This is a genomic window from Lactococcus sp. FSL W8-0209, assembly GCF_038006585.1.
GTDB lineage: Bacteria > Bacillota > Bacilli > Lactobacillales > Streptococcaceae > Lactococcus > Lactococcus lactis.
On sequence record NZ_JBBOVN010000001.1, the window covers coordinates 579,508 to 600,773 of the forward strand.

At 35.4% G+C, this 21,266-nt stretch carries 20 protein-coding genes; 15 read left to right on the forward strand and 5 right to left on the reverse strand.

Features of this window, described 5'->3' with window-relative positions:
- The first annotated feature begins 113 nt into the window (after positions 1-113).
- From tsaB to MKX45_RS02990, 5 genes are read left to right on the forward strand one after another with little or no spacing between them, the layout of a single operon-like run.
- Positions 114-839 carry a tRNA (adenosine(37)-N6)-threonylcarbamoyltransferase complex dimerization subunit type 1 TsaB gene (gene tsaB, locus MKX45_RS02970; protein WP_021722407.1) on the forward strand — a complete coding sequence of 242 codons (726 nt, stop codon included), beginning with the start codon at positions 114-116 and terminating at the stop codon, positions 837-839.
- Positions 793-1,362, forward strand: coding sequence for a ribosomal protein S18-alanine N-acetyltransferase (gene rimI / locus MKX45_RS02975; RefSeq protein ID WP_010905268.1), 570 nt, complete (start codon positions 793-795; stop codon positions 1,360-1,362). The genes tsaB and rimI (MKX45_RS02975) overlap by 47 nt, the downstream gene beginning before the upstream one ends.
- The gene (gene rimI / locus MKX45_RS02980) at positions 1,359-1,829 is read left to right on the forward strand and encodes a ribosomal protein S18-alanine N-acetyltransferase (RefSeq protein WP_012897153.1); all 471 of its coding nucleotides are present in this window, start codon (positions 1,359-1,361) and stop codon (positions 1,827-1,829) included. Before rimI (MKX45_RS02975) ends, rimI (MKX45_RS02980) begins: the two co-directional genes overlap by 4 nt.
- Before the next feature lie 2 nt (positions 1,830-1,831).
- Positions 1,832-2,872: a tRNA (adenosine(37)-N6)-threonylcarbamoyltransferase complex transferase subunit TsaD gene (gene tsaD / locus MKX45_RS02985; RefSeq protein WP_340816783.1), complete on the forward strand. Its 1,041-nt coding sequence runs from the start codon at positions 1,832-1,834 to the stop codon at positions 2,870-2,872.
- A complete protein-coding gene (locus tag MKX45_RS02990; RefSeq protein WP_003131704.1) occupies positions 2,872-3,072 on the forward strand; it encodes a DUF4649 family protein in 201 nt (66 codons plus the stop codon). The genes tsaD and MKX45_RS02990 overlap by 1 nt, the downstream gene beginning before the upstream one ends.
- Before the next feature lie 156 nt (positions 3,073-3,228).
- Here MKX45_RS02990 and MKX45_RS02995 read toward each other — a convergent pair whose 3' ends face one another.
- Positions 3,229-3,402, reverse strand: a complete 174-nt coding sequence (locus MKX45_RS02995) for a hypothetical protein (RefSeq protein ID WP_340816784.1) — start codon at positions 3,400-3,402, stop codon at positions 3,229-3,231.
- A gap of 100 nt (positions 3,403-3,502) precedes the next feature.
- Complete coding sequence (locus MKX45_RS03000) at positions 3,503-4,291, reverse strand: hypothetical protein (protein WP_021722405.1); 789 nt, start codon at positions 4,289-4,291, stop codon at positions 3,503-3,505.
- A gap of 299 nt (positions 4,292-4,590) precedes the next feature.
- Between MKX45_RS03000 and MKX45_RS03005 the strand changes: the two genes are divergently transcribed.
- The 7 genes from MKX45_RS03005 (at position 4,591) to MKX45_RS03035 (ending at position 13,223) form a co-directional block, all read left to right on the forward strand.
- A complete protein-coding gene (locus MKX45_RS03005; protein WP_039114560.1) occupies positions 4,591-5,640 on the forward strand; it encodes a phosphate/phosphite/phosphonate ABC transporter substrate-binding protein in 1,050 nt (349 codons plus the stop codon).
- 118 nt (positions 5,641-5,758) lie between these two features.
- Complete coding sequence (gene phnC, locus MKX45_RS03010; RefSeq protein ID WP_340816785.1) at positions 5,759-6,499, forward strand: phosphonate ABC transporter ATP-binding protein; 741 nt, start codon at positions 5,759-5,761, stop codon at positions 6,497-6,499.
- Positions 6,500-7,312: a phosphonate ABC transporter, permease protein PhnE gene (gene phnE / locus MKX45_RS03015; RefSeq protein ID WP_021722397.1), complete on the forward strand. Its 813-nt coding sequence runs from the start codon at positions 6,500-6,502 to the stop codon at positions 7,310-7,312.
- Between the two features lie 14 nt (positions 7,313-7,326).
- On the forward strand, positions 7,327-8,136 hold the full coding sequence (phnE, locus tag MKX45_RS03020; RefSeq protein WP_010905273.1) for a phosphonate ABC transporter, permease protein PhnE: 810 nt from the start codon (positions 7,327-7,329) through the stop codon (positions 8,134-8,136).
- A gap of 5 nt (positions 8,137-8,141) precedes the next feature.
- Entirely contained in the window at positions 8,142-9,701 is a 1,560-nt protein-coding gene (locus MKX45_RS03025) for a bifunctional metallophosphatase/5'-nucleotidase (RefSeq protein ID WP_023189961.1), read from the forward strand.
- A gap of 326 nt (positions 9,702-10,027) precedes the next feature.
- Positions 10,028-10,510 carry a thiol peroxidase gene (locus MKX45_RS03030; RefSeq protein ID WP_017864087.1) on the forward strand — a complete coding sequence of 161 codons (483 nt, stop codon included), beginning with the start codon at positions 10,028-10,030 and terminating at the stop codon, positions 10,508-10,510.
- A 172-nt stretch (positions 10,511-10,682) separates the two neighbouring features.
- Entirely contained in the window at positions 10,683-13,223 is a 2,541-nt protein-coding gene (locus tag MKX45_RS03035; protein ID WP_340816786.1) for a M1 family metallopeptidase, read from the forward strand.
- A 38-nt stretch (positions 13,224-13,261) separates the two neighbouring features.
- On the opposite strand, the gene MKX45_RS03040 is transcribed toward MKX45_RS03035, so the two are convergent.
- The 3 genes from MKX45_RS03040 to MKX45_RS03050 all read right to left on the reverse strand — a co-directional run bounded on the left by MKX45_RS03040 (position 13,262) and on the right by MKX45_RS03050 (position 16,535).
- Positions 13,262-14,455: an MFS transporter gene (locus tag MKX45_RS03040; protein ID WP_340816787.1), complete on the reverse strand. Its 1,194-nt coding sequence runs from the start codon at positions 14,453-14,455 to the stop codon at positions 13,262-13,264.
- Between the two features lie 326 nt (positions 14,456-14,781).
- Positions 14,782-15,255: a MarR family transcriptional regulator gene (locus MKX45_RS03045; protein WP_003131690.1), complete on the reverse strand. Its 474-nt coding sequence runs from the start codon at positions 15,253-15,255 to the stop codon at positions 14,782-14,784.
- Between the two features lie 2 nt (positions 15,256-15,257).
- Positions 15,258-16,535, reverse strand: a complete 1,278-nt coding sequence (locus MKX45_RS03050) for a cation diffusion facilitator family transporter (protein ID WP_021722392.1) — start codon at positions 16,533-16,535, stop codon at positions 15,258-15,260.
- Between the two features lie 275 nt (positions 16,536-16,810).
- Between MKX45_RS03050 and MKX45_RS03055 the strand changes: the two genes are divergently transcribed.
- From MKX45_RS03055 to lmrD, 3 genes are all read left to right on the forward strand, one after another.
- The gene (locus MKX45_RS03055; RefSeq protein ID WP_003131688.1) at positions 16,811-17,161 is read left to right on the forward strand and encodes a PadR family transcriptional regulator; all 351 of its coding nucleotides are present in this window, start codon (positions 16,811-16,813) and stop codon (positions 17,159-17,161) included.
- A 310-nt stretch (positions 17,162-17,471) separates the two neighbouring features.
- Entirely contained in the window at positions 17,472-19,193 is a 1,722-nt protein-coding gene (gene lmrC, locus MKX45_RS03060; RefSeq protein WP_047205617.1) for a multidrug efflux ABC transporter LmrCD subunit C, read from the forward strand.
- Positions 19,194-19,196: 3 nt separating this feature from the next.
- Positions 19,197-21,191, forward strand: coding sequence for a multidrug efflux ABC transporter LmrCD subunit D (lmrD, locus tag MKX45_RS03065; RefSeq protein ID WP_340816788.1), 1,995 nt, complete (start codon positions 19,197-19,199; stop codon positions 21,189-21,191).
- The last annotated feature ends 75 nt before the right edge of the window (positions 21,192-21,266 follow it).

Consider the following 21,266-nt stretch of genomic DNA (forward strand, 5'->3'; position numbering starts at 1 on the left):
GACAGAGAAGATAAAAATTATTTGTAGATAGGTCGCATTGGATAAGTGGCTGTCAGTAAAAGTCTATCAGTAATTAAAAAATAACATACTTTCAGAAATATTATAGGTAAAAAATGAAAATATTAGCATTTGATAGCTCATCAAAGGCTTTGTCAGTAGCTGTGGTTGCTGACGGAATATTACTTGGTGAAGTAACATTAAATTTGAAAAAAAATCACAGTACAACTTTGATGACAAGCATTGATTTTTTGATGGCTCAAGTTGGTCTTGAAGCCAAAGAACTTGACCGGATTGCGGTAGCACAAGGACCTGGTTCTTATACAGGTTTGCGACTTTCTGCGACAGTTGGAAAAACATTGGCTTTTAGCTTAAATAAAGAGCTTGTTGGTCTATCAAGTTTATTGGCAATTGCTAATCGTGTTCAAGACAAAAATGCTTACGTGCTTCCGATAATTGATGCAAGACGTGGAAATGCCTATGCAGCTCTTTATAAAAATGATCAGCAAATAATTGCGGATCAACATTGCAATTTTAGTGAATTTTTGGCTGATTTATCAGAAAAAGTTTCTTCATTTGAACAAATTATTTTCACAGGAGAAACTGATAATTTCGTTGAAGCAATTCAAAATGCTGGTTTCTCTGAAGAACAAATCATTTCTGACAGTTTAGAAAAGCTCCCGTCAGCCTATGAAATTGCTAAGATTGCTGAAAAATTAACTCCTGAAAATGTGCACGCTTTTGTGCCAAATTACCTCAAAAAAGTTGAGGCCGAAGAGAAATGGTTGGAAAGTCATGAAAAAGCTGAAAACACTCCTGACGACTACGTTCAAAGGGTTTAGTGGAAAAAAATTTAATCCTCGTCGTTATTTAGAAATGGCTGACATTGAACTTGAACATGACCGAGAAGGTGTTCACTATCGATTGGCAGACAGAGTTGATATTGTTGCTTTGCTTGCGATTGAACGAGATGTTTACAATGGAGATATTCCATGGACCTTCTCTCATTTTGAACATGAAATTGTCAAAAATGATGAAGCCTTTTTCATTGTGGCCGAAATTTCTGGCAGTGTCATTGGTTTTATTGGAACTAGAATCAATCACCATGGTCAAGATGCACATATCACTAATCTCGCAGTGTTTAAAGCCTTTCAAGGACAACAAATTGCTTCAACTTTGATTGAACAACTGATTGTATTGATGAGCGCACTCGGAAAAAATGAGATGACTTTGGAAGTCCGTCGTGACAATACTAAAGCACAAGGACTTTATCGTAGGCAAGGTTTTGTCACTGACAAATTATTGCCAGAGTACTATGAAGACGGTGCTGATGCCATTTGGATGATTAAGAAATTGAAAAAATGAAACTAAAACATCTCTCTTACTTTGAAGAAAAATTAGAAGATAAAAAATATTTTCCAACCATAGAAAACCTATCAGCTCAGATTTATGAACTTTTGTCACTTGCTTACGAAGAATCACCGTGGACACGAGCTTACATTTTAGCTGATATAATCAATGAAAATTCCGATTATTTCTTCCTAGAAGAAGAGGGGCAAATTGTTGGTCTTTTAGCAATTTCAACAATAATGGATGAATTAGAAATTACAAATATCGCTATTCATCCTGATTTTCAGGGGCAAGGACTAGCGAGTTTTTTACTGACAGAAGTGTCAACATTTAGTGGGACTTTATTTTTGGAAGTTCGGAAGTCCAATCTTGCCGCTCAAAAATGTTATGAAAAATTTGGTTTTAAGATTTATCATACAAGAAAAAATTATTATGACAAACCTCTTGAAGATGCTTTGTTAATGAGAAAAGAGCAATTTTAAAAATGAAAGATAATTATATATTAGCCTTTGAAACTTCATGTGATGAAACTTCAGTGGCAATTTTAAAGAATGGAAATGAATTATTATGTAATATCATTGCCAGTCAAATCAATAGTCATAAACGCTTTGGTGGAGTTGTGCCAGAAATTGCCAGCCGTCATCACGTCGAACAAATTACTGTTTGTATTGAAGCAGCACTTGAAGAAGCAGAAATTTCGACTGACCAACTGACGGCCGTTGCGGTGACCGAAGGTCCAGGCTTAAATGGCGCTTTGTTAGTTGGAATCATGGCAGCAAAAACTTTTGCATGGGCAAATCATCTTCCTTTGATTCCAGTTAATCACATGGCCGGTCATTTGATGGCTGCAAGTTTAGTGGATACCATTGAATATCCAGCTATGGCCCTTTTGGTTTCAGGTGGACATTCTGAACTTGTTTACGTAGAAAAAGAAGGAAGCTATAAAAAAGTTGGTGAAACTCGTGACGATGCTGCCGGTGAAGCTTATGATAAAGTTGGTCGAGTGATGGGCCTGACTTATCCGAGTGGAAAAGTCATTGATGAATTAGCACACAAAGGAGCTGATACTTACAATTTCCCACGAGCAATGATGAACACACATGAAGTAGAATTTAGCTTTTCAGGCTTAAAATCAGCCTTTATTAATCTCGTTCATAACGAAAATCAAAAAGGAAATGACGTGATTGCTGATGATTTAGAAAATTTAGCTGCTTCCTTTCAAGCTGCGGTCGTCGATGTCCTTATGGCCAAAACCAAATTAGCCATGGAAAAATATCCAGTTAAAACGCTAATAATTGGCGGTGGAGTATCAGCAAATCAAGGCTTACGCGAACGTTTGTCAGCAGAAATTACTGACGAAAAGTTAATTATTCCTCCTTTAAGACTCTGTGGTGACAATGCTGGAATGATTGCAGCAGCAGCATATATCGAATGGAAAAAAGGTTTAGAAAATGTTCAAGCAGGATTAGATTTAAATGCAAAACCTAGTCTCGTTTTTGAAGACATAGAAGAAAGAGAAGTTTAATGATGAAATTAATTGGAAAACTTCAAAATGGTATGACCTTTACTGAAGAATTTGACGGAGTCAACGATTTCCTAGCCCTTCAACAAAGCGATTATAATGCCATTGCTGATGAAATTGAAGTTGTTGAAGTAAAAATTGCTGATGAAGTCCTTGATTTTAAAGGAAATATGGGCCAACTTTACTATGAACTAATGAAATAAATAAAAAGTTACTGACAGTTCTGTTAGTAACTTTTTTTATTTAGAGTTGATTAATCATTAATATTTTTGTCTGTGGAAAACTTTCTTTAAGCTCTTTCAGATGAAGTTTGAGCTCTGGATAACAAAAGATATAATCAATTATTTCATTTTTTTTCGTCAGTAATTCGGACAAATATATTTTTGGAGTTGAATGTCATTGCCAACTATCACTTGAGCTTTTTTTAACCAAAGTTTTTCCATTTCTTTGTAAGCAAACATTTTTCCAATTTGTAATCCCGCGGGTGTTTCTAGCGATTTGTCATTGCCAAGTAGCAGATAAGCAGTAGTCATATAACCGCCTCCTTTTGCTATATTATAACTCCACAAAAAAAGATTAGCAAGGGGAACTTCACAGATTGGGAGTCCTATTGTCATCTTTTAGTAAGAATTACTAAACCACAGATAATTCATGAATTGTCCGTCCTTCTTTATCGACCAATTGTAACCAGCTATTCGTTCCAGCGAAGTAAAGGAAATGTCCCACTTCATTGACTGATTTTAAGACAATATCCTCAGTAGTTGTGAATGTTTTAGCATCCCAATTGGCTTTTTGTTCTTCTCTTAAAGTCTGTGTAAAACGATAGGCTAAACCTGGTGTACCATCAGATTTCATTCCACCGCTTTCGGCGATTTTTGCTCCGGCTTTTATCACGAGTTGATTGGATTTTTCCCAAATAATGGTCGCTTTACTGTCGGAACGATTAACAAAAAATTCAACTTCAGAAAGTCCTTTTTTCCAGCGATGTTGTGCTTTAGGAGAAAAAGCTTTTTTCTTTTCTAATTTAATGCCAAAAGCAGTTAAAGCAGTCAAAAACTCGTCAGCAGAAGTGGCACAAGCTTTTTCGATATTGCTTGGAATTTTAATTGGCTCGGCTTTATCACGTAAAATAATGCCAGCTTCCTCAGCCAAGTTAACTAAATATTGCGTTAGATATTCCAGCTCTAAATCATAGGCAGCCATATTTAAAATCACGACTTTATCAAATTCTAACTTAGGAATTAATTCTAAATCATTGGCAATCATTTTAATCTGTCCTTTTTTTAGTAAAAAGAAAAGCTCATCATTTTGCAAATCAAAACGTGCATTATTCTGATCAAAAATACGTAAAAAGGCAGTTGATGGAAGACGAATTTCTAAACCAAGGTCAGACATGCTGACCGTAAAAGTTAAATTTTTCATAACTTTATTATAGCAGAAAGTTTGACAGCCTTATCAAACAATACATCATCAAGCTAAAGTTTGGTATATACAAACTATGTAAGCTGTTTTTTTGTATTTTATAAAAAATTAATCTATAAAAAAACAAAATAATGTAATTTTATAAAATAAAGTTCGGTATTTACGTACAATAGTAACTGTTAACAGAATATTTACAAAAAGGTCATTGTCAGATAAATTAAAATGGGTTAGAATTATTTTGTGAAGCACACCGATTCATCAACCGATTGATAAAAATCTTAAGGAGATTCATTTTTATAATGAAAAAGACATCGAAGAAAGTCATTGGACTTACAGCAAGTGCACTAATTGCAGTATCATTACTTGCAGCTTGTGGAAATAGTAGCTCTGCATCAAAATCTGATAGCAAAACCATTTCAAATTTAAAGATTTCATTTATTCCATCCAAAAATCCGGACGATATTACCACAGCGACTAAACCAATCGCAAATATTTTGAAATCTGAATTGAAAAAACAAGGCTATACAGTAAAAAATATTGATACTAGTGTTGGTACAAATTATCAAGCGGTTGGTGAAGGGCTTGATGCTGGTTCAGTTGACGTCGGTTATGGAATGTCAGCGACAACTTATGCCATGTATCAAGATGGTTCAACTCCACTCTTGATGGCAACACGTAAAGGACTTTCAAATGATGGCTCAGATTCTGCAAAATATTGGAATGAGCATAAACCAACAACTAAAACCGATAAAGAAGTGACTTCTTACCGTTCGCTGATCATTGCTGGTAATTCTCCAATGGGCAAAAAGTTAGCTAAAGAAGCTAACGACGGAACTTTGACATGGAAAGATTTAAACGATGCAAAATGGGGGCTTGAATCAACTTCATCTGCGGCAGGCTATATGTATCCTTCGCAATGGTTAACTGAGAACTTTAAACATTCAATTCGTGATTTAAAAAATACAGTTACTATGGATTCTTATGATTCAGCAATGGCTCAACTTGCTTCAGGTCAAATTGATGTAATGCCAGAATATGCTGATGCACGAATGGATGACGCTACTAAGTGGACCACAACTTTCGGTGCAAAAGAAAGTATTTGGGATGATACAAATGTGATTGGTGTGACACCTGCCATTGCCAATGATGGAATCATGGTTTCAGAAAAATCAAAAATCATGACGGCCGACTTTAAAAAAGCACTCTCAGCAGCAATTAAAGATATGGCTAAAACTGATGAAGGAAAGAAAGTCATTGCCATTTATTCACATGATGGCTATGTTGATTCAACAAAAGCTGACTATAAAACAGCCATTAAAGTGGCAAATTCAATGAGTAAAGCCAACTAATGAACAAATAAATCATTTAATAAGGGTCTGGGTTACTCAATGAGTTCCAGACTCTTTTTGTGGAAATTGACTAATATTAATTAAAAAGCCTTCATTAGTGAAGAAGGATGGAGAAGTAATGATAAAATTTGAAAATGTGTCAAAAATTTATCCAAATGGCACAAAAGGTTTGACGGATGTTAATTTACAAATCAATCAAGGAGAATTCGTAGCTATTATTGGAACATCGGGAGCAGGAAAATCAACTCTGATTCGTTGTGTTAATGGTTTAAATGATATTACTTCAGGCTCGTTAATTGTGAATGATACAGAAGTGTCAAAACTTAAAGGAAAAGAGTTAAGAAAATTTCGAAGACATGTGGGAATGATTTTTCAATCCTATAATTTAGTTCCTAGAGTGACGGTTTTGAAAAATGTAATGTTTGCTCGTGTACCAGATATGAGTTTATTTAAGGTCATTTTTGGTTTGTTTTCAAAAGAAGATAAACTTGTTGCCTTAGATTCTCTGAATAAGGTAGGAATTTTAGATAAAGCTTATATCCGAGCAGATCAACTTTCAGGTGGACAACAGCAACGTGTATCACTCGCTCGTGCTCTTAGTCAAGAAAGTGAAATTTTACTCGCTGATGAACCTGTTTCAGCACTTGACCCAGTCACAGCTAAAGAAGTAATGGATGATTTTAGAAGAATTAATGAAGAATTCAATAAAACAATTTTACTGAATATTCACCATGTTGAACTTGCTTTAGAATACGCTTCGCGGATTATTGCTGTAAAAAAAGGGAAAATTGTTTATGATGGTCCTTCGCAAGAGGTAACCAAAGAAATTTTGGATGAAGTTTATAGAAAAGAGGCCTAAATGTACGATAAAATTTTTAAGCCTAAAAAAATAAAACTTATTACAGGAGAAGTTGTTGAAGAAAAAGTCAGTCGAACTTGGTTGACTTGGTTAATTATCATCTTACTGATTGCTTTTTCTGTTATTCTTACAAATTTTGATTTTAGTGCGCTTAACAGAAGTGGTCTCTTTTTTCAAAAATTAGCAAGTATGATTCCCCCAAATTGGGCTTACTTTCATAAAGTTCTTCCCCCACTATTAGATACGATTAAGATGAGCTTTTTTGCTTCCTTACTTGGAGCAATTTTGTCAGTTCCATTTGCGATATTAGCGGCAAATAACATCCTTAAAAATCGTTTTGTTAATGGCATCATTCGTTTGATTTTTATGCTAGCAAGAACTTTGCCAACTTTGGTTTTGGCTTTAATTGCAACCTATATTTTTGGTCTAGGAACTTTTGCTGGAGTTGTTGCAATTTTTGTATTTACCTTTTCTTTCATAGGAAAACAATTGTTTGAGGTGATTGAAACCGTTGATATGGGACCTTTTGAAGCGGCAGAAGCTTTAGGGGTCAGTCCTTTAAAAGCCTTTTTCATTGCTGTTTTTCCTCAAGTCCTACCTACTTATCTTTCAACTGCTCTTTATGCATTTGAGGGAAATGTCCGCTATGCTGCAATTTTGGGATATGTTGGGGCTGGAGGGATAGGAAATATCTTAAATGACCGAGTGAATTTTCGCGACTTTTCCTCTGTTGGTATGATTTTAATTTCTATTCTAGCTACAGTCATGATTATTGATTCAATCAGCGCATTAATTCGTAAGAAAATTGCCTAGGAATGAGAGGAAAAATGAATTCACAAATTATTGAAGAATATAATCATAGACCTAAAAACTGGTTTTATTATCTTTTGATATTTATTGTTTTATTAGCAGTTTCGATTTGGTCGACTTCAGTCGTCCATTATCATGGCGTTTCAGAACATGGAGCTTTAATCGCCAAAAATATTTTCACAGGGATTTTCCATCCAGACACCAGTTTAATGTTTAACCTAACTGAAACTGGCTTACCCTATCTCTTGCTACAAACTTTTGCAATTGGTTTGCTTGGGACTTTGGTTGGTGCAATTGTTGCCATTCCACTCTCTTTTCTTGCAGCGACTAATTTGGTTCCGAATTGGTTAGCTTATCTGATTCGTTTTGTCTTGATGGCGATTCGGACAATTCCTTCTTTTGTTTATGCCCTTTTATTTATTCCAGTCGTTGGTTTAGGTTCTTCAGCTGGTGTAATGGCGCTTGGTTTTGAGTCAATTGGGATGATTGCAAAACTATTTATTGAAGCTATTGAAGATTTGGATATGGGTGTTATTGAGGCTATGGACGCAGCTGGTGCAACAACATTTCAAAAAATTCGTTTTGGAGTTTTACCCCAATTATTACCAGATTTATATTCGATTTTACTTTACCGTTTAGATATGAATCTGCGTGATGCAGCCATTTTGGGATTAGTTGGTGCCGGTGGAATTGGTGCGCCATTGAGTTTTGCAATGTCTGGTTATAAATGGTCAGCCGTTGGTGCAATTTTGTTGGGACTTTTAGTTTTAATTATCCTTGTTGAACTCATTTCATCAAGAATTCGGAAAAAATTAGCAAAGGGATAAATAATATGAAAATAAAAATTCTAGAAACGAGTGATTTACATGGTTTTGTTCTCCCAACAAACTTCACCGAAAGAGAAATGAATTTGCCTTTTTCAATGGCCAAAGCCAAATCTAAAATAGATGAACTGACAGCAGTGGCTCAAGAGCAGGGTGAAATTATTGTAAAAATTGAAAATGGTGATTTATTGCAAGGTTCACCCTTGGCTTATTATCTAGCTAAAAAATCAAGTCGCGGTATTAAAGACTTGGTCAATGTCACTAATTCTTTTGGTTATGATGTGGGATTGCTTGGTAATCATGAGTTTAATTATGGGATTGATTATTTAAAAAGTTATGTTAATCAGGTAAATTATCCTATTTTGGCTGCGAATGTATTGAATAATGAAGGTCAACCTGCTTTTGGCCCTGCTTATAAAATCATTGAAGCGCAGGGGGTGAAAATTGGAATTGTTGGTTTTTTGACACAATATATTCCACATTGGGAAAAACCGTCAATTATCAAAGATTTGACTTTCCAATCTATTCTGACAACTGCAAAAGATATTCTGCCCGATTTGCGCCAATCAGTTGACCTTTTGATTGTTGCATATCATGGAGGCTTTGAGCGAGATTTACAGACAGGTCTTCCGACAGAAAGTTTGACAGGGGAAAATGAGGCTTATCAGTTAGTTGAAGAGTATAAAGATTACATTGATGCCTTAGTGACTGGACACCAGCATCGTGAAATTGCTGACCATCTTTTTGGAGTTCCAGTTATTCAACCAGGCTATCGTGGTGCTTTTGTTGGCGAAATAGAACTTGAATTAGATAATCATAAAAAAGTTGTGGCTTCAAACGCTAGACTTCATAAAACGGAGAATTGCAAAGTCTCATCGGAGGTCAATCAGCTGATATCCGTTGTGAGTGAAGAAGCAGAGGATTGGTTAGACCAGCCAATGGGAGAAGTTCATGGAGAAATGATTATTCGTGATCCAATGACTGCTCGATTGATTGAACATCCTTATATTGAATTAATTAATAAAATACAAATGGAAGCGACAGGGACCGAAATTTCTGGGACTGCACTTTTTAATAATGAAGCGAAGGGTTTTGCAAAAGAAATTACGATGAGATCGATTCTGACAAATTATATTTATCCCAACACTTTAGCTGTTTTAAGAGTGACAGGTGCAGATTTAAAGGCTGCCTTAGAGCGGACAGCGGAACATCTTGAACTTGACGAAAGTGGCGAAATTGTTTTTAGTCCACGATTTATTGAACCAAAACCTGAATATTATAATTATGATATGTATGAAGGGGTTGAATATGCTATCGATTTGCAAAAAGAAATTGGTCAGCGAATTGTACGTTTAAATTTCAAGGGGCATCAGGTAAAGGATGACGATATTTTAGAAATTGTCGTCAATCAATATCGCGCAGTTGGGGGTGGAAATTATCCAATGTTTTCTGCGGACAAGATTGTTAGAGAAATTACTGTTGATATGACCGAATTGATTGCTGATTATTTGAAGAAACATCCGATAATTGAGGCAAGTGTGAATCATAACTTCACAGTTCTAAAATAAATTTACTGACAGAAATTTTAGCAGAATAATAGGTGCTAAAAAAATCTGTCAGTATTTATTTTATTAAGTTATACTTGAGAATGAGCTAAGTTTTTCTAAAGTTTTTACTGATATACTTTTATTTATCAAAAGGAGGAGCCTAGCATGAAACATACAGTAATAATTCCAAAAATCAATTATCAATTTGTGAAATCAGAAGATGACTCACTTTTACTTCCAAGTCCTTTAGAAAGTCAATATTTAACAGTAAAATATGAGCAATAAGAGCCAAATGAGTTGAGATTCTATGATAAAATGAAGTCATAAAGATTAACAAAGGAGCATTAATGACAATGAATATCACATCTCATGGTGAAAAAATAGCAACACTAAATCCGACAATAAGTGGTGATGCACCTGATTTTGAACTGACAGATTTAAAAGGAAATAAAATTAAATTATCAAAACTTGAAAAACCTGTTTTGATTAGTGTTTTTCCTGATATTAATACTAGAGTTTGTTCACTTCAAACCAAACATTTTAATCTTGAAGCAGCAAAACATTCTGAAATTGACTTTTTGAGTATTTCAAATAATACAGCAGATGAGCAAAAAAATTGGTGTGCAGCCGAAGGTGTTGACATGACAATTCTTGCTGATGATGGAACTTTTGGAAAGGCTTATGGTCTTATTTTAAATGGTGGTCCTCTTGAAGGACGTCTTGCCAGAAGCGTCTTTGTTGTGAAAAATGGTCAAATTGTCTATAGTGAAGTTTTGTCAGAGCTTTCTGATGAACCAAATTATGAAAAAGCACTAGCAGCTACTAAATAGTTATAACTGACAAAATAGGGGATAATTGCAATTGATGCTTGTCTTCTATTTATAAGCTATCAACAGGCAGCTTTTTTAGTAGTAAAAAGAATAGATGTAATTTTTCTTTGTACTCGAAATTTTCTATTCAATTTGATATAATTAGATTAATACTGAATATTTAGGAGAAAACATGGCTGTAAAACGTTTAATTGAAACTTTTGTTCCGGAGAATTATAAGATTTTCCTCGATATTGACCGTAAAACCAAGAAAATAAAAGGTCAAGTGGCAATTACTGGGGAAGCAAAAGATAGTGTTATTGCCTTTCATGCCAAAGGTTTACACTTTAGTAAAGTTCGTGCTTTTAGTGTCGACACAAACTTCATTGAAAATGAAGAAGATGAAGAAATCATTGTTAAAATTGGTGAAACAGGGCGCGTGACTGTTTCATTTGAATATGAAGCTGAATTGACTGACAACATGATGGGAATTTACCCTTCATACTATGAAGTCAATGGCGAAAAGAAAATGCTCATTGGTACACAATTTGAAAGCCATTTTGCTCGTCAAGCCTTTCCTTCTATTGATGAACCAGAAGCAAAAGCAACCTTCGATTTGTCAGTAAAATTTGATGAAGAAGAAGGCGACATCATTGTTTCAAACATGCCAGAACTCTTGAATATTAACGGAATTCACGTTTTTGAACGTACTGTCAAAATGAGTTCTTACCTTTTGGCTTTTGTATTCGGTGAACTTCAATTTAAAAAAGGAAAAACAAAATCTGGTGTTGAAGTAGGTGCTTTTGCAACGAAAGCTCATAGTGAAGCTGCGCTTGATTTCCCGCTTGATATTGCTATTCGTTCAATTGAATTTTATGAAGATTACTATAAAACGCCATATCCACTCCCACACAGTTGGCACATTGCCTTACCTGACTTTTCGGCAGGAGCAATGGAAAACTGGGGATGTATCACTTATCGTGAAGTCTGCATGCTTGTTGACCCTGAAAATGCAACAATTCAAAGCAAACAATATGTAGCAACCGTTATTGCACACGAATTGGCACACCAATGGTTCGGTGACCTTGTAACAATGCAATGGTGGGATGATTTGTGGCTCAATGAATCATTTGCCAACAACATGGAATATGTTTGTATGGATGCTTTGGAACCAAGTTGGAACGTTTGGGAATCATTCTCAATCTCAGAAGCCAATATGGCACTGAATCGTGATGCAACTGATGGAGTTCAATCTGTCCACGTTGAAGTGACTCACCCAGATGAAATTGGAACGCTCTTTGACCCAGCAATCGTCTATGCCAAAGGTTCACGTTTGATGGTTATGCTTCGTAAATGGCTTGGAGATGAAGATTTTGCTGCTGGCCTAGCCCTTTACTTCAAACGCCACCAATATGGAAATACAGTCGGAGATAATCTTTGGGATGCCTTGGCTGAAGTCTCTGGAAAAGATGTGGCAGCTTTCATGCATTCATGGGTTAACCAACCAGGATACCCTGTCGTTACTGCCGAAGTCATTGATGATACTTTAGTTTTGAGTCAAAAACAATTCTTCGTTGGTGAGGGTGCTGATAAAGGACGTTTGTGGAATGTTCCTTTGAATACAAATTGGTCAGGATTGCCAGACTTACTTTCTTCTGAAAAAGTTGAAATTCCTGGTTTTGCTGCTTTGAAATCAAAAAATAATGGTAAACCCCTCTTTTTGAATGATGCAAATATGGCTCATTACATTATTGATTACAAAGGACAATTGTTAACAGACCTCCTCTCAGAAGTTGAGACTTTGGAGAATGTCACTAAATTCCAAATCTTGCAAGATCGTAAATTATTGGCTAAAGCAGGTGTAATTTCTTATGCTGATGTCGTAAATATCTTGCCGGCATTTACTAATGAAGAATCTTACCTTGTCAATACTGGTTTGAGTCAACTCATTAGCGAATTGGAACTTTTTGTTGATGAAGATTCAGAAACTGAAAAAGCTTTCCAAAGCTTGGTAGGAAAACTTTTCGCTAAAAACTATGCTCGCTTAGGTTGGAATAAAGTTGCTGGCGAATCTGCTGGTGATGAGAGCCTTCGTGGAATTGTTTTGAGTAAGACTTTGTATGCTGAGAATGCAGATGCCAAAGCAAAAGCCAGCCAAATCTTTGCAGCACATAAAGAAAATCTAGCAGGAATTCCGGCTGATATTCGTCCAATTGTTTTAAATAATGAAATTAAGACGACAAATTCTGCTGAATTGGTTAAAACTTATCGTGAAACTTATGTTAAAACTAGCTTGCAAGAATTTAAACGTGAGCTTGAAGGGGCTGTCGCATTAATCAAGGATGAAAAAGTCATTGCTGAATTGCTTGAAAGCTTCAAAAATGCTGATATTGTTAAGCCACAAGATATTGCTTTCTCTTGGTTCTACCTTTTGCGCAATGATTTCTCACAAGATGCTGCTTGGGCTTGGGAAAAAGCAAATTGGGCATTCCTTGAAGAAAAATTGGGTGGAGATATGAGTTATGATAAATTTGTTATCTATCCAGGAAATACTTTTAAAACTGCTGATAAATTAGCAGAATATAAAGCTTTCTTTGAGCCAAAATTAGAAAATCAAGGTTTGAAACGTTCAATCGAAATGGCAATCAAGCAAATCACAGCACGTGTTGCTTTGATTGATAGCCAAAAGGCTGACGTTGATAAATCAATCAAAGAAATTTCTGAAAAATTATAATAAATAAAAAATCACCTTTTTGAGGTGATTTTTTTTATTCATTCTTGGTCTGACTTTGTTTTTGATAGCACAAGTAGAGCGATAATTAGAAAGATAAATCCCATGAGTGCTGGAGCGAAATGACCAAAGCTGATATAGATTTGTCCACCAATTAAAGGGCCTATCACGCGAGTAAGTGCTTGAAGTGCTTGACTGCCACCTTGAAGTTTACCTTGTTCGGAAGAAGTCGCTGATTTTGAAAGTTTACCGTTAAAGGCAGTTCCAAAAATACTATCTCCAAAAGCAAAGATAAACATTGCCAGAATGAAGAAGGGCCACATTTTAGAAAAAGCAGAAAGTGCGAAAAGAAGGTAAGCAATAATTTCGCAGACTAGTGCCAAACGGATGAGTTTATCTTCATTAGCTAATTTTAGAAGTCTTGGCATGATAAAGATTTGAGTCAAGATATCCATTAAACCCATGATGGATATGGCTAGACCAATTAATACAGGCGTCCAAGCAAAAGAATCTAATGAAAATTGACTAATAATTGCTTGGAGTGCACCATTTGGTAGCCAAAGTAAGATACCGGCAAAGAGCAGACGATTGAGATTTTTCATGCGTAAGAGCTGAAAAAGTTGAGTGAAAGGATTGAGTTGTTTAAGGGAAAAATTACGTGTGCGATGAGTTTCGGGCAAGCTCTCGTTCATTACGAATGCACCGTAAAGAAGATTGGCGATTGAGATTAGGGCGCCGAAGTAAAAGGGAACTGAATTGCCAAAATGAGCTAGAAGTCCTCCAACTGTTGGGCCAGAAATTGTTCCAACACCAACAGCGGCGGCTGTCCAACCAAAAACTTTAGTTCGATTTTCTTCATCAGTAATATCAGCGAAGTAAGCAAAAAGGGTCACGATATTTCCACCAGTTAAACCATCAATGATTCGTCCGAGAAAAAGCATCCAGAGACTACCAGCTAAGCCAAAGATAAGATAACCAAGAGCAGAGCCAGCTAAAGAAATCAGTAAGATAGGTTTACGACCAAAGCGGTCTGATAAAGAACCAAGAGCAGGAGCGGCAAAGAAAGTACATAGTGCATAGATTGCCATTAAACTAGTAACAATGAGTGCTTGGTCATGAGCATTAGCAAAAGGTGCGACCATAAAAGGAACGACTGGTGAGATGATTGTAAAACCAAGTCCTGTCAGGAAAGTGGTGATAATCCCAAAAGTGAGGGCGTGTTTATTAATTTTCATAGGTAAAACCTCCATAAGATATGAGCCCGACTGGGTTGAAGCGATGAAATTTAGAAAAATTGGTGGTTCTGCCCAGCAGGCAGGTTCAAAATTTTGTCTTTTTCATAAACTTCTAGCGGTCTGAACTCAATTACAATAATTGATGATGATTTCTTAGGAAGTTTTTTGCGCAGACTTGCGTCTGCTAAAGTGAAATCTATAGACTTGTGATTTCACTTTTCTACACAGTTTCCCTGGAAACAAAAATAGTATATCATAACATTGTTTCCGTGTCAACAAAAAACAAACAAAAAAAACTGTCAGTAAAAATTAATTTACTGACAGAATTATTTTTCAATATTATTCCGAATAGCAGAATCAAGATGATTATTGTATTTATTGAGAAATTCTAAAATATTGCTGACAGACTCATCAGTTAATTCATCGAAGATAACTTGATCCTTTTCTGAAAATTTTTGGTGCAAACTTTCGTGACGGTCATTAATTTCTTGACCCTCTTTTGTTAAGCGAAAATAGATTTCCTTTTTATTTTGAGGAATTTGATAAGATTCAACGAGATTTTTTTTGAGCAGTTTTTTAGCGATTTTACTGGCAGCACCACGTGTCATGTAGAGATGATGCGCTAATTTGGTCACATTTGGATAAGGGGTTTTAGCAATAAATTCAATCGTTTCAATTTCTGATAACGAAATATTTGAGAATTCAGCCTCCATTTGCGGCTTGTAATAGGCATCAATCTTATTAAATAAATCAGTTAAAGAAGTCATGATTTGTTCCTGATTTTGTTGAAGATTGGTCATAATCACTTTTCCTCTCTTTTTAAAGTTGTCTGTCTATAAATACAGCGCCAATAGTCATTGCGTCGCCAGATACTTGTAACCACAAAATTTTGTTCATTTTTCCAGTAATCATAAGTTAAAATAAATGTTTTCTTGCTGACTTGTGAACTACTATAGTGATTTATTGCTAATGGAATTACTGACAGACTTGTCAATGAATTTTTAGAGTCATTATTTTTACTGACAGAATTTTCGTCAGTAATTTTTGCAAAATCTATCAATTTATCAGAAGCACTGATGATTTTTCCATCAGCAAGAATTTCTTGAAAAGTGCTGTCAGTTAATTTGTCCAAATTTTCCAGATTTAAAAACTGTTCTTCTTTTGCCAAAAGTTCAAGTGAGCGACTGGCGTAATGTTCCTCTTCAGGTAAGGCAGCAGGTTCAACGTGGACATCGACATCATAAACACCATAATTGTCAATTAACATTTTCTCAATGAACTCGGTCGCTTCATGACTTTCGAAAACACTTAAATCAGGAGACATTTCAACCACTACATCAAGGAAAATATTACTTCCATAAGAACGACCTCGGACAAGCTTAACCCCTTTTACCTTTGGAACTAAGCAAATTGCTTCGCGATATTCTTCGACAAGATTTTCATCAAAACCATCAGAGAGACTAAAAACAGATTCATGGAAAATATCATAAGCAGTCTTTAAAATGAAACCACAAATAACTACAGCCATCGCAGTATCAAGCCACTCCCAGCCTACACTACTTGCTAAAATAGCAACCACAGTTCCAATAGAAGTCACCGCATCAGAGAGATTGTCCTTACTTGCTGCTGACAGCGCTTGTGAGTTCGTTTTTTTAGCCAATGCCCGATTATAAAGATAAACGCCCAGCATGACAAAAGCTGAGAATAGACCAACAAGAGCTCCCAGTGGGTCTATGGCTTCTTCTTTACCAGAAAGAAGTGTCATAACTGTTTCTCTTAAAACCTCAAAACCAACGAAAAACATGATAAAACTAGAAATTAAGCTAGCGATTGACTCAATTTTCCAGTGACCATAAACATGATCACTATCTGCTGGAATTCGAGCAAGTCGAAGACCAATCAAAATTGCAATATTTCCCATAATATCAGTCACATTATTAAAACCATTAGCTTGAAGAGCACTAGAATGCACAATTGCTGCAAAAGCAATTTGTCCAATGGATAAAACAATATAAGCGATAATAGAAACCCAAACTCCTTTTTCAGCGAGTTTCAGATTGTTTGTACTTGAAGCTGCCATATGAATCCTCCCAAATTTACATCATTCCATTATAACAAAATTTTGAATGAAAGTTTGTATCTATTGCCAAAAAATGCTTTTATAACAAGGGCTCACAAAATATAAATAAAAAATAAGGGCTGACTAATTTATATAAAAATACCCACTTTCTACTATATTAATGTAGTAGAAATCAGTCAAAAATAAAATAATTATATAAAAAATTCAAGTACCTTGACTTACATAGTAATGTGAAGTATAATATACTTTGTTTAAAATGATAGAAAGGAAAAAGAATGGCAGAAATACCAAAGGAAATGTTACGCGCCCAAACCAATGTCATTTTGCTCAATGTCTTAAAACAAGGGGATAATTATGTTTATGGCATTATCAAGCAAGTCAAAGAAGCCTCAAATGGAGAAATGGAGCTTAATGAAGCCACGCTCTATACAATCTTTAAAAGACTTGAAAAGGATGGGATTATCAGTTCTTATTGGGGAGACGAAAGCCAAGGTGGCCGTCGTAAATACTACCGCTTGACAGAAATTGGTCATGAAAATATGCGACTTGCTTTTGAATCTTGGTCTAGAGTCGATGAAATTATTGAAAATTTAGAAGCAAATAAAAAAGATGAATCTAATAAATAATTTCCAATTAAAATTTAAGTTACAAAATAAGGGATGAAGGTAAAAAAATATTCGTCGCAAATTGTTGACTTAAACTTTGAAAAGCGTTACAATATTTTTGTTAGTTTATCTTTTTTGAAACTAACTATTGTAATATTTAACAGCATTAACAATTAATGCTTGTTTACTAAAAAAAATAATGTTATAATTATTTTCTCAAAAAATTTATTGAAATTATTTTGAAGTAAAATGAAATTGAAAATTCAATTTAATGTAAACTTATTTACATTATTTAACTCTAGAAAGGAATTTTATGATTTTCAAATCAATCATGAAGCATAAATGGGTTGCCTTATTCTCAATCGTTTCAACCTTTATTTATGCAGGAGTACAGCTTTACCAGCCCCAAATCATGAAACGAATTATGACCGTAATGTCATCAACAACTTATAGCCGTCATCAAATGGCTGACAAGGTTTCAGGATATGGAGTTGAGCTTTTGGTTGTTGCTGGGATAGGGATAATTTTTGCTATCTTTAGTACACTTTCAGCGGCACGTATTGCCCAAGAAATTGGAGCAGACGTTCGTGAAGCGACTTACAAAAAAATCAATACATTTTCTTATGAAAATGTTGAAAAGTTCAATGCCGGAAACCTTGTTGTTCGGATGACAAATGACGTCACACAAGTTCAAAACTTGATGATGATGGTTTTCCAAATTTTGATGCGGATTCCAGTCCTTTTGATTGGTGCGGTTGTTCTTTCTATCACGACTCTTCCAAGATTATGGTGGATTACAGTTCTTTTAATTGTTTTAATCGTATTAGTCACAGCCGTTTTAATGGGACGCATGGGCCCTCACTTTATGGCTTTCCAAAAATTGATGGACCGTATTAACGCCATTGCTAAACAAAACTTGCGTGGTTCACGTGTCGTTAAATCATTCGTTCAAGAAAAAAATCAAATCAAAGATTTTGATGAAACTTCTGATGAACTTTACGATCATAACTGGGCAGTAGGAAAACTCTTCTCAGCAATGATTCCACTCTTTACTGTGATTGCTCAAGGAGCAATTTGGCTTGCTATTTACTTTGTTTCAACTTTTGTAACAGAGTCAACAACAGTTGCCCAAGATAGTATTGGTGGGATTGCTACATTCATGACTTATATGGGAATGATTATGTTTGCCATTATCATGGGTGGTATGATTTCAATGTTTGCTTCACGTGGTATGGTATCAATTGGTCGTATTAATGAAGTGTTAAATACTGATCCAGCCATGAAATTTGATGAAAATGCTAAAGATGAAGTTCTTTCAGGTTCTGTCAAATTTGACCATGTGTCATTCTCTTATCCAAATGATGAAGAACCAACACTTAAAGATATTAGCTTTGAAGTAGAACCTGGTCAAATGGTTGGGATTGTCGGAGCGACTGGTGCTGGTAAATCTACATTGGCACAATTGATTCCAAGACTCTTTGACCCAACAGAAGGTACCGTTTCAGTTGGTGGAAAAGATCTTAAAACAGTTAGCCGTGGAACATTGAAGAAAAATATTTCTATTGTTCTTCAAAAAGCAATTCTCTTCTCAGGAACAATTGCTGGAAATATTAAACAGGGGAAAGCCGATGCAACTGATGAAGAAATGACTCGTGCTGCACGCATTGCCCAAGCCGCAGAATTTATTACAACTAAAGATGGTCAATATGATTCTGAAGTGGAAGAACGCGGAAATAACTTCTCAGGTGGTCAAAAGCAAAGACTTTCAATCACACGTGGAGTTGTTAAAAATCCAAATGTCTTAATTTTAGATGACTCAACATCAGCCCTTGATGCTAAATCTGAAAAACTTGTTCAAGAAGCTTTGAATAAAGACCTTAAAGACACAACCACAATTATTATTGCTCAAAAGATTTCATCAGTGGTTCATGCAGATAATATTTTGGTTCTTGACCAAGGAAAACTTGTTGGTCAAGGAACTCACCAAGAATTAGTTGCTGAGAATAAAATTTACCAAGAAATCTACGACACACAGAAAGCACAGGAGGACTAAGACATGGAAAATACCAAATCAACAAGAAAAATGTCTGACACCACACGTGCCATCCGATTTTTTTACCTCTATCTGAAAAGATATAAACTCCAATTTGCTGTAATTATGATTTTCATCATTTTAGCAACTTGGTTACAGGTTGTTTCTCCATCACTTTTGGGGGACGCCATCACTAATTTGACTAAATATGTGACTGACTTCTTTACACATCAACATGCTGGTCAATCCCAAGATGCACTACAACAAATTGCTCAACAATTAAGCCAACAAATGCACCAAACAGTAGATTGGCACAATGTTCCTGAAGTTGTGAAATCTTTGCCACAAGCAGCACAAGACCAAATCACTGCTAATCTTCCTAAAGGAACAACTTTAGAAACACTTAAAACAGTGGCAACTTCACATGCAGCCAGCACTTCTACATTCATGAAAGGAATGTGGCAATTGCTTGCAGTCTATGTAGCAACAGGTGTATCAATGTTGATTTATACCTTGCTCTTTAGCCGTATCGTTGCTCATTCAACAAATCATATGCGTAAAGGTTTGTTTGGTAAACTTGAACGTTTGACAATTTCATATTTTGACCGTCATCAAGATGGTGATATCCTTGCTCGTTTCACATCTGACTTGGATAACATTCAAAATACTTTAAACCAAGCACTCGTTTCTGTTATTTCAAATGCTGCGGTCTTTGTGGGTGTCATTATCCAGATTTTCAATAAAGATGTGACATTTGCTTGGTTGACAGTTGCTGCTTCTCCAGTTGCCATTTTATCTGCTGTGATTATCATTCGTCAATCGAAAAAAGCAACAGACAAACAACAAGAAGAAGTTTCACAACTTAATGCCTATATGGATGAAAAAATCTCTGGGCAAAAAGCAATTATCGTTGAAGGTTTGCAAGAAGATTCTATTAATGGATTCTTGGAACATAACGAAAATGTTAAAAAACGTACCTTTGCTGCTCAAGCATGGTCTGGTATGATTTTCCCATTGATGAATGGTTTCCAACTTTTATCAATTGCCATTGTTATCTTTGGTGGAACGGCCTATGTTCTTAACGATGATAGCATGTCAATTGCCACAGGTTTAGGGCTTTTGGTTGCCTTTGTTCAATACGTTCAAAGTTACTACAACCCAATCATGCAAATTTCATCAAACTTTGGTCAACTTCAACTTGCCATCACAGGGGCAACTCGTCTGAATGTCATGTTTGATGAACCAGAAGAAGTTCGTCCTGAAAATGGTAAGAAATTTGATACGATTAAAGACGGGATTCAAATCGAAAATCTTGATTTTGAATATCTTTCAGGAAAACCAGTCCTCAAAAAAGTTAATATTGATGTTAAAAAAGGACAAATGGTTGCCCTCGTTGGTCCAACTGGTTCAGGTAAAACAACAGTTATGAACTTGATGAACCGTTTCTACGATGTTAATGGTGGAGCAATTAAATTTGATGGAACTGATATTCGTGAATTTGATTTAGATAGCTTGCGTTCAAATGTCGGAATTGTTTTGCAAGAGTCTGTTCTCTTTGATGGAACGATTGCTGATAATATCAAGTTTGGTAAACCAAATGCTACTCAAGAAGAAATTGAAACAGTGGCTAAGACAACTCACATTCATGATTTCATTGATAGCTTACCTGACAAGTACGAAACACATGTTTCAGATGATGAATCAGTCTTCTCAGTTGGTCAAAAACAACAAATTTCTATCGCACGTACCATTTTGACAAATCCAGAACTTTTGATTTTGGATGAAGCAACTTCAAATGTGGATACAGTAACTGAACAACAAATTCAATGGGCGATGGAAGCTGCTATTGCTGGTCGTACTTCATTCGTTATTGCTCACCGTTTGAAAACAATTCTTAATGCAGATAAGATTGTTGTTCTTAAAGATGGTGAAGTTATCGAAGAAGGAAATCACCATGAACTCGTTGCTCAAGGTGGCTTCTACTCTGAACTTTATCATAATCAATTTGTTTTTGAATAAGAGATTATTCAGTTAAGCAATGGAAAATAAAATCACAGTTAAAATTTTAGCTGTGATTTTTTATTTAGATAAAAA